The sequence below is a fragment of the Lactobacillus jensenii DSM 20557 genome (genome assembly GCF_001436455.1).
Classification (GTDB): Bacteria; Bacillota; Bacilli; order Lactobacillales; family Lactobacillaceae; genus Lactobacillus; species Lactobacillus jensenii.
Genome location: NZ_AYYU01000033.1, coordinates 1 through 9,777, shown reverse-complemented (window position 1 = coordinate 9,777; position 9,777 = coordinate 1). Strand labels below are relative to the sequence as shown.

7 protein-coding genes and 1 tRNA gene are annotated in these 9,777 nt (G+C 34.3%); 6 read left to right on the top strand and 2 right to left on the bottom strand.

Annotated elements, in window-relative coordinates:
- Positions 1-242: 242 nt before the first annotated feature.
- Positions 243-2,621 carry a Xaa-Pro dipeptidyl-peptidase gene (locus tag FC45_RS06965; protein ID WP_006584473.1) on the bottom strand — a complete coding sequence of 793 codons (2,379 nt, stop codon included), beginning with the start codon at positions 2,619-2,621 and terminating at the stop codon, positions 243-245.
- An 11-nt stretch (positions 2,622-2,632) separates the two neighbouring features.
- Complete coding sequence (locus tag FC45_RS06960) at positions 2,633-2,989, bottom strand: arsenate reductase family protein (protein ID WP_006584474.1); 357 nt, start codon at positions 2,987-2,989, stop codon at positions 2,633-2,635.
- 164 nt (positions 2,990-3,153) lie between these two features.
- On the opposite strand from FC45_RS06960, the gene FC45_RS06955 reads away from it, so the two are divergent.
- From FC45_RS06955 to FC45_RS06930, 6 genes are all read left to right on the top strand, one after another.
- Positions 3,154-3,230 (top strand) — tRNA-Arg (locus FC45_RS06955).
- Positions 3,231-3,526: 296 nt separating this feature from the next.
- On the top strand, positions 3,527-4,489 hold the full coding sequence (manA, locus tag FC45_RS06950) for a mannose-6-phosphate isomerase, class I (RefSeq protein ID WP_006584475.1): 963 nt from the start codon (positions 3,527-3,529) through the stop codon (positions 4,487-4,489).
- Between the two features lie 13 nt (positions 4,490-4,502).
- Positions 4,503-4,895 (top strand): SdpI family protein, encoded by a 393-nt coding sequence (locus FC45_RS06945; protein ID WP_006584476.1) that lies wholly within the window; start codon positions 4,503-4,505, stop codon positions 4,893-4,895.
- Entirely contained in the window at positions 4,895-5,617 is a 723-nt protein-coding gene (locus FC45_RS06940; protein WP_006584477.1) for a response regulator transcription factor, read from the top strand. The genes FC45_RS06945 and FC45_RS06940 overlap by 1 nt, the downstream gene beginning before the upstream one ends.
- Positions 5,614-7,080, top strand: coding sequence for a sensor histidine kinase (locus FC45_RS06935; protein ID WP_057706494.1), 1,467 nt, complete (start codon positions 5,614-5,616; stop codon positions 7,078-7,080). The genes FC45_RS06940 and FC45_RS06935 overlap by 4 nt, the downstream gene beginning before the upstream one ends.
- A gap of 373 nt (positions 7,081-7,453) precedes the next feature.
- Entirely contained in the window at positions 7,454-9,688 is a 2,235-nt protein-coding gene (locus FC45_RS06930; RefSeq protein ID WP_006588834.1) for a YSIRK-type signal peptide-containing protein, read from the top strand.
- Positions 9,689-9,777: the final 89 nt, after the last annotated feature.

Sequence of the window (9,777 nt, the reverse complement as noted above, 5' to 3'; positions counted from 1 at the left end):
TCTTTATCAACAGGATTTGACAAAGAGCCAATATTATTGAATTTATAACATATCTCCATACCTAAAAAGCCACTCTCCAATTACGGTGAGTGGCTCTGATTTAGGAATAAGTGGACGTCTTTCCTATAAAGAATACAGGCAAGTGTCCGCGTATAAGAATACTATATTTATATTATTTACGCAATAAAAAATATTGATATATTAATAAACTTACAGAAAATAGGTGTAAATTTATTAATAGCTTACTTTTGCCAAAAAGATAATGCACTGTGTGCTAAGTCAATAGTGTAAGTTTCTTCTTCAAGTGGTCGTTTAGTCATTGCTTGATCCGTTGAATAAACAATTAAAGCTAAGCGACTGCCACGTGGCATCTTGTAGTAAGTTGGTTGAAGTAAGAAGTCTAAGTCAACCATTTGTCCAGCTTCAATCTGGCTTGGACGTTTCATGTCTTGATAGTTTTGTAAGTTCATATGGCCTTTGCAGATTAACTTAGCTTTGGTTTCTTTATCTGGCATAAACTCTTGTAAAGTATCAACGCCGAAGCGATATCCTAATTCTTGACCACCAGGCATAATAAATTTAGGTGTAGCAGTTAGGCGTTTACGTTTGCCTAATTCAACTAGGGCACAAGATAATTGCCCTTTAGCTAAGCTGGCACTGACGCGAATACGAACACGTGGACGGCCATTAATGGTAATCGGGTGTGCATATTCATCGCTAGTAAAGCGTAGGCTGGCTTTAGCCCATTTTTCTTCACCACAAATAAATTGATATTCCCAGGCTGATTCAGGAATTTTAGCTGCTTTAAATTCTTTACCACCAAGGTCGGTAAAGGATTTTGCAGTATGACCAGGAAGATTCTTATTCAAGCTCATGTCGTCGTTTAGGTAGTAGACAGCTTCGCTACCTTCACCAGACCAGTCAGCTTCTTCATGCCAAGTGTCGGCTTCTAAGTTGTCTTGAATCATTACTTTTGGCCATTGAGTAAGTGCTCCATTTTCAATATTAAGAAGTTCATGAACAAACCATAAGTTCATTAAGTCTGTAAAGTCAATTGAAACAAGGTTATTCATATTATAGTGAGGACCTTGGTGTAAGAAAAGATGAGAGGCAATTGGTAATTTAGAAACTTTTTGCCAGAGTTTATATACATTCTTAGGTTTAACATTCCAGTCGTTAAGTCCGTGAACACTAATGAATGAGCATTTAATGCCATCGGTGTGGTGACGATAATTTCTAGCTTCCCAGAAGTCTGAATATTGTCCAGTAGTTCGATCACTCTTAGTTAATAAATCTTTTTGCATTTGATCATATTCTGCTTGGACCTTAAGACGACTGCCAGCGTCCCAAAGGTTAGATTGGCATGTTTCTGCTAGCAAGTCTAAATCTTCACCTTGGCAAGCTTCTGGAGCGACAACTAGACCGTGTTCACGATAGTAATCATACCAAGATGAAATGGCAGCTTCAGAAACAACAGTCTTAAGACCTGCCACGCCAGTAGTTGCAATTGCAATTTGTAAAGTACCAAGATAAGAACGACCAGTCATTCCGACATTGCCGTTGCACCAGTCAGCCTTAATTTCAGTTTGACGACTGCGGTCAGTGTAGGCAATGCGGTCGCCATGAAGCCATTCAATAATTTCTTTGGCACTTTCAGTTTCTTCAGGAGATCCAGTGATTCTTAAACCATCGCTACCACGGGTACCAATTGCGCCAGCATAAACATTAGCGAATCCACGAGCCAGCATATATTCGTTTAAGGTGTAAGCGGCTTTGTGAACTGCTACTTCACTAGCTTGACTAGTATTGTCACTTGGCTTTTTAGCAGGAACGGTTGGCATTGCCTTATATTGCGGGTTAGACCAAGAACTTGCATCACTTAAATTTTCATCAACATTGTGGTTGCGCTTAACATTATCAATAATTCCGCCAAAGTAGGGGTCCGCAGTGTATAAGGCGGGAAGCTTAAGGCCAACATTTGATTCAGGTACTCTAAAAATTGTAACTTGCAAGAGGTCACTTTCTCCATCTTGATCAGTATCTAAATCACTTTCTACATAAACCACTTCACGAATTACCTTGCTAGTGTTGAAAACAGGAAGACTTTTACCGTTAAAGAACATGAATTTATTTTGTCCATAAAATTGGGTAAAGTAGCCAAGTCCAGCCATAGTATCAATGTAAGTTTGACCGTTTTTAGCACGAGTGTTTAATAAGAGATAAAAGGCCGAAATTAAGTCTTCTTTATTATTAATATCGCCAAAAATAGGAAGGGCATTTTTCTTCATTAAATCAGTAGGCTTGTCGAATTCGTAGTCATAAACTATGTGATAGCCGAGTAGTTGCAATGCAGCACAATAGAACTCATCAACTGTAATTTGGCTAGGATTGTTTTTTAAAAAATCTGCCAAACTAGTTTTATTATTAACCGCAAATTCTGCTAATTTAGCTTCTTTACTAGCATTAGTTTTTGCTTCAACAATTGCCTTTTTAAACAAGTATTTAAATAAATCAGCGAATGAATAATCAGCGTAATCACTTGGCAAGAAATTAATCTCAGTTAGTTCTTTAACTTTTTGATCAAAGTTGGTTTTGACAAGGGCATATTGGTTATATTTCATAAATGTTCTCCTTATTTAAGCCATAATTTTTGATAAACATCTTCTTTAAAGCCGCAGGATAAGTTTTCACCATCAGTGATTAGCGGACGTTTGATTAACTTACCATCACTTGAAAGCAATTCTGCAGCTTCTTCATGAGTCATTGAATCGAGTTTGTCTTTTAAATGCATTTGGCGATAATGTTGGCCACTAGTATTGAAGAAATAACGCAACCCCCGATTTTGGTACTTATTAAACCAGTCGATAAATTTTGCTTTAGTTGGTGGATTTTGCGTAATATCTACAAATTCGTAGTCAACATTGTGTTCATCAAGATATTTTTGAGCCTTGTTTGAGGTAGAGCAACGACGATATCCATAAAATTTCATGAGCGTATCTCCTTTAGGATTATTTAATAATATAGTAATATTTTTTGAAGATTTTAGGAAATGATTTAATTGATAATTATGGAAAGAACTTAGCAAATTATTTTTATCAACTTTTTGTTGACACATAAAAATCAATCACATATAATAATCTATGTTGCTGATATGGTTCGGTAGCTCAGCTGGATAGAGCAACGGTCTTCTAAACCGTGGGTCGTGAGTTCGAATCTCACCCGAATCACCAGTAATATCAAGGCTTAGGGTAATCGCCCTAAGCCTTATTTTTTTGAAATTTCAACTTTAGAAAAAAGTTCGAGATTACTCGAGCTTTTTTATTTAAAAACAGTGTTATAGTTTTAAATTCGTGAAACTTTGTGTAACTTTGATTTTGTTAAAAGTTGATAAATTGGTATAATTTATTTAGCTGTAATATAAAAATGATGAAAGCGATACCTGATTTTTTTGGGAAATACAAAAATTAAATTTATTCACAGCTATTATTAGCCAAAAATCAGTTGGATTATTATTAAAGGTGAAAAAATGGAAGCAATTTTTTTAGAACCATATTTTAGAACTAAACTTTGGGGTGGTAGAAAATTAGAAACACTCTTTAATTATCAAATTCCTGATGGAAAAGTAGGAGAAGCTTGGATTATTTCTGGCTATCGTGATGATGCGTCACATGTTATTAATGGAAAGTTTAAAGGTATGAGCTTGCGGGATCTGTATCAAAAACATCCTGAATTATTTGCTAATCCAGAAGAACAGGAATTTCCATTATTAGTTAAGTACTTGGATGCTAATGATAACTTATCTGTTCAAGTACACCCTGATGACGAATATGCTGCAATTCATGAAAATGATTCGGGCAAAACTGAATCTTGGTATGTTTTACAAGCAGATCCAGGTTCTTATTTGATTTATGGGCATCATGCGAAGTCACGTCAAGAATTAGCTGATATGATTCATGAGGGACGCTGGGACGACTTGCTCCGCAAAGTTCCTGTTAAGAAGGGGGACTTTTTCTACGTACCTGCTGGAACAATTCATGCCCTAACTAAAGGGATTGTTGTAATTGAAACTCAGCAGTCAAGTGATGTGACTTATCGCTTGTACGATTATGATCGAGTAGATAAAGCAACTGGCCAAAAGCGTGAACTTCATACTCAAAAGTCAATTGATGTCACAACTGTTCCTCATAAAAATCCCCAATTAGATATCAGGAAAGAAAAATGTGGGGATGCGACAATAACTATGCTTTTGAATAAGCCAGTTTCTCCTCATTTTTATCTTGCAAAAATTGACCTTGATGGCGAAGTCAAGTTTACTATGAACTGGCCATATCAACTGTTTTCAGTTATTTCTGGTTCAGGTAAGCTTTGCTTACCTGATAAGGAGTATGATTTAAAGCTTGGTGACAACTTTATCTTGCCAGCTGGTAGTTATGATTTCACATTTTCAGGAAAGATTAGTATGATTACCTCAGCACCTATAAAAGAATAAAGGATGAAGTAATATGATTTATGTTGCCTGTGGAATAATTATGATGATTGTTGGCTTTCTTTGGTATGTAGCTCCAGCGCGGCGGCCTGACCGTTTATATGGATATATTTCATATCTAGCCCAAACTAATAAAGATAGTTTCCAATTTGCGCAAAAAATGGGAGCTAGGTATAATTTTCTTGTTGGCTTAGTCCAATTTTTACTTGGACTAGCAATACATTTCTTAGGCGGAGATAAGTATTTTATAGTTTGGCTGTTAACTTTTGTAATTTTTATTATTATTCCTTTTGCACTAACTGAAAAAAGTTTACAGAAGTTTTTGCAAAGTAGGCATGAATTGCCACATGATTACGTCAAACCTGATGATATTAAACGCCAAAAAGTTAAAGGATTTAGGGATTTATAATGGAATTAAATATTTTAATGGTGGAAGATGATTCATCGGTTGCTGAAATGATGGAGTTATTCTTTAAAAAAGAACAATGGAATGTTGACATAGCTCGTGATGGAGTAGAGGCAGTTGATAAGTTTAAAGAACGTCCAGATTATTATGACATGATTACGCTTGACTTGAATTTACCTAAAAAAGATGGGATTCAAGTCGCTAAAGAAGTTCGCGCTATCTCTGAAAGTATTCCAATCATCATGCTTACAGCCCGGGATAGTGAATCAGATCAAGTTTTAGGACTAGAAATTGGGGCTGATAACTATGTTACTAAGCCATTTAGTCCAATTGCATTGATTGCAAGAATTAAAGCCTTGCATAGACGGGCAGCGCTAGAAAATACTGATAACGATCGCAAGGCTAAAGGTGACTTTGATATTGTAACTAATACTTTGAAGATTTCTAAGATTCGAAGAGAAGTTTACTTCTTAGATAAGCAAATCGATGGATTAACACCAAAAGAATTTGATTTACTTTATACAATGGCCCAAAAGCCTAAGCAAGTATTTTCAAGAGATAAGTTGCTTGAGCTAGTATGGGGCTATGAATATTATGGAGAAGAAAGAACTGTTGATGCACATATCAAGAAGTTACGTCAAAAATTAGAAGAAGTGGGGCCACAAATTATTCAGACTGTTTGGGGAGTCGGGTATAAATTTGATGACTCACAGGTGAACAAATGAAGTTAATTTATCAACACATGCTTGCTTTTTTGGTCATTATTTTGACCTCAACAGCAATTGTTGGTTTTTCCGTAATAAGTTTTTCTTCGAATCAAGCGTATCAGACTACTTATCAGCGCCTTGAAGGATATGCTAGTTCTTTAGGAGAACTGGCTACAGAACAAAATCCTGATCATACAAGTAAAGGAGATTTAATTGATAATCATTTCTTAAATAAGTTACAGATTGTGATGCAGTCTGATGATTTGCAAATTCGACTTTTTAATGGTAAAAATAAGCAACTTTATCCAAAAATGGGTCCGAAAGTTAAGTTACCTAAAGACATTTGGAAAAGCTTAAAAGCGGGTAATGAAATTCGGATAAAGAATGATCATGAACAAAGAGAAACTTATTTTTCAAGTAAGGATGCATATACTAGTGTAATTATCCCTTGGTTTGATGGTAGCAAGATGATAGGTGCCGTGTGGATAGGTGCCCGTGTAAAAAATGTTGAACAGCCAATACATCTTGCTAAACGAAATCTGATTAGTGCTTTCGTTGTAACACTAATCGTTGGCTTAATTCTGAGTTATTTGATTTCTTATTATAGTTTGGTCAAGATAAAGCGCTTATCAAAAGCAACTAAGAAAGTTGCTGCTGGTGATTTAACTGTACAGATTCATCACCAAGATCATGATGAAATAGATGATTTGGCAAGTGATTTCAATTCAATGATTAAGTCTTTGAAGAAGTCAGCTGAAGCAGTAAAGGAACAAGAACGGCGACGTGATCAATTTATGGCTGATGCGGCTCACGAAATGCGGACACCATTAACAACGATTAATGGTATTTTGGAAGGTTTAGAGTATGATGCAATTCCTGAGGATTCTAAGCCTAAGTCATATCAGTTAATGCACCGTGAAACTAACCGTTTGATTAGATTAGTTAATGAAAATCTAGACTATGAAAAGATTAGAAATAATCAGATTAGCTTAATTAAAACCAATTTCGATGCAACTGTCCCGTTGAATGACTTAAAGACTCAGCTTAAGACTAATGCTGAAAAAGAAAATGATATTATTAAACTTGAAGTTCCTGAAAAACTGCCAGTTTATGCAGATCATGATCGATTTACTCAAATTATGGTTAATTTAGTCCCAAATGCTATTCAATTTACTCAAAATGGAGTTATTACAGTTAGTGCTCGACGATTGAAACATGGTACAGAAATTTCGGTTAACGATACTGGTATTGGGATGAGTGATGAACAAATTAAGTATATTTTTGAGCGTTTCTATAAAGCAGATCCTTCAAGAGCAAAATTAGGTGGAAAAGGTGAATCAGGTTTAGGATTAGCGATTGTTCTTTCACTTATTAAACAACATGGTGGTAGGATTTCAGTAAATTCGATTCCCAATGTTGGTTCCACATTTATAGTTACATTTTTTGATAAAGGTTTTGAAGAATATACCAATGAAGATTAGTTGTAAAAGTTTTAGTTTATCAGTCTATACGATTGATGCTAAAGCTTTTTTATTTTTAACATTAACTTTTGCATTAACTTGAGTCAAAAAAGATATTTTATATTATAAATATTGAATAATATGATTTTTAATAAGTTTTGTAGTTTTTTAAATTTAAATTGATTTGTATATTTTGATTAAACTATTTAAATAGCAAAAAACTAACAATATATTCTATTTTTATTTGCGTTAGAAATTGATATTATGTAAGCATAAAAGCAAATGATTCTATTAATTTTAATAAAGCAATATATATAATTTATCAAAAAACACATCAGTCAATTTAGTTTTTGATGCGCTTTTTTGTATTTGTAAGTTATTAGGGGGATATACAATGCTTTCAAAAAATAATAAGAAGCAATACAATTTAAAACATTCGAATGGGCAGCAACACTTTTCATTCAGAAAGACTACGGTGGGTTTAGCTTCAGTATTACTTTCTACCACTTTATATTTGGGAGTTAATAGTGGTTTTGTAGTACAAGCAGCAGATAACTCGATAACAGTGGGATCAACTTCTAATGATAAATCAGAAGTTGATAAGAGTATTTTGCAATCGGCATATGATAACGCAATTAATATCCAAAAAACAGATGTTAAGTATATAAATGAAACTGATATAAGTAAAAAGAATACGTATGATGATGCAATTAATAATGCAAAAACTGTTATTGAAAATGAATCTGCAACTAGTGAAGATGTAACTAACGCAAGTCAAAAATTGTTAGCTGCCTATAATGCACTAACTGGTATTAATGAAAATACAAATAAGACCCAAACTTTAAATTCATCTTCAATTGAAAATAATACTTTATCTAGTAATGCATTGGAGACTTCACTTGCAAGCACTACTTTAGAGCAAAATAATCAAATTAACCCAGATTATAATGGTGATTTTGATTCTGAAGGTATGCACTTTGAGTCTTTACCAGACTATAAGATTTCATATACTCAAGATGAATATAATCAATACACTCATCCAACAGGATGGCAAACTATTTATAATGAAGATGGTACAGTATATGGTATTGTTTATCGTTATAAAATGCCAAAAAATGACGAAGAAGCTGAAGCTGAAGGCTTAAGTCAAAAGTTAAATGTCTATGATTTAGTACAACAGATTATTGTTACTGATCCTAAGACTGGTGCTAAATATAAGGGAGTTGCACGTGTAGATCCTGCCACTACTGAAAATAATAAATTAATTTATGTAGATGGAACCGAACCAGATGCTGATGGACGTTATAAACGTAATGGACATTATGTTAACGTTTTAAGTATTAGTGGTAATCGTGATGGTAGTTTGGATCAAGCTCAGGATGTAACGTATGATACTAGAGAAAGTTATGATAATAACTTCTACCCAGATCAAAAAGAATGGACAGTTGCAAACGATCCTAAAGATCATACAAAACAGCCTTCTGATTACGCAGATGATGAGTATGGCAATGGAAATTATTTAAAACTTAGCCAGTTCGAAAATTATTCTAAATCAGGTAGTTCAAATGAACCACGTGGAGATATCTATGTTGGTGGAAATGTACAAATTGTTAATTCCAATACTAATGAATACTATTTAGCATTAGGTGTTACTACGCTTAAAAGTGCTATTGATAAAAAAGGCTTTGACAATAGTGTAATGAGATATATTTTGCCAATTTATTTCCTTGGAACTAATGGCGAAGCAGCTCCTGCACAGGAAACCAATAAGGACGAACTACAAAAGGCAGTAGAAGAAAAGCCAGCAGTAGAAAAGACCGCCAGCTACGAAAATGCGAGTGAAGATGCGAAGAAGGCATACGATGACGCAGTAGCAGAAGGTCAAAAGGTCTTAGACGATGCGAATGCCAGTCAAACAGCAGTAGATGAGGCCAAAGCAGCAATTGACAAGGCTAAGGCAGAGTTGGATGGTAAGGAAACCCAATTAGACGAAATACTGAATTTATTTGATAAGACTTTAGTAGAAGATTTAAATAATTTAACAGATGAAGAAAAGAATCAAGTAGAAGCAAATATTAGGAATGCAAATTCAAACAAGCCTATTTCTTCGATAGTTGTTAAGGATAACGGCCAAACTATTGTTAACTTCGAAAATGGAGCACAAAAGGAATTAACTCCAGATCAAACTATCATTAAAAAAGAAGTAACTAATACTGAAAAGAAAACAGAACAAACAACACCTGTAAATGAGAGTTCAGTAAATAAAGATGCTTTGAAGAATGAAATTAATAATAAAGATCAAATAAAGTCGTCAACTGTATACACTAATGCAAGTTCTTCAACTAAGAAAGCATATGACGATGCATTAGAAAAAGCACAAGCAGTTTTAGCTGATAAGAATGCAAGTCAAGCAGATGTTGATACTGCATTAGCTAACTTGAATTCAGCAAGTCAAAAACTTGATGGAAAAGATTCTCCAGAGACTTCAAGTACAACGAAAAATAGTATTAATGCTAAGAAGTTACCACAAACTGGTTCGCAAAATGAAACAACACGTGGTTGGGGATTAAGTCTGCTTGCATTAGCATTAGTAATGCTTGGTTTTGGTAAAAAGCGTAAGAAGAACTAGCAAATTGTAAGAGGATGTACAATCTAAATTTCTTTTAAAAATTTTGAAGTAATAACTGAAAATGTCCAAGTAATTTATAAATTACTTGG

Coding starts and splice junctions, on each gene's coding strand:
- FC45_RS06965 (WP_006584473.1), bottom strand. CDS start 2,621: ATGAAATATAACCAATATGCCCTTGTCAAAACCAACTTTGATCAAAAA.
- FC45_RS06960 (WP_006584474.1), bottom strand. CDS start 2,989: ATGAAATTTTATGGATATCGTCGTTGCTCTACCTCAAACAAGGCTCAA.
- manA (WP_006584475.1), top strand. CDS start 3,527: ATGGAAGCAATTTTTTTAGAACCATATTTTAGAACTAAACTTTGGGGT.
- FC45_RS06945 (WP_006584476.1), top strand. CDS start 4,503: ATGATTTATGTTGCCTGTGGAATAATTATGATGATTGTTGGCTTTCTT.
- FC45_RS06940 (WP_006584477.1), top strand. CDS start 4,895: ATGGAATTAAATATTTTAATGGTGGAAGATGATTCATCGGTTGCTGAA.
- FC45_RS06935 (WP_057706494.1), top strand. CDS start 5,614: ATGAAGTTAATTTATCAACACATGCTTGCTTTTTTGGTCATTATTTTG.
- FC45_RS06930 (WP_006588834.1), top strand. CDS start 7,454: ATGCTTTCAAAAAATAATAAGAAGCAATACAATTTAAAACATTCGAAT.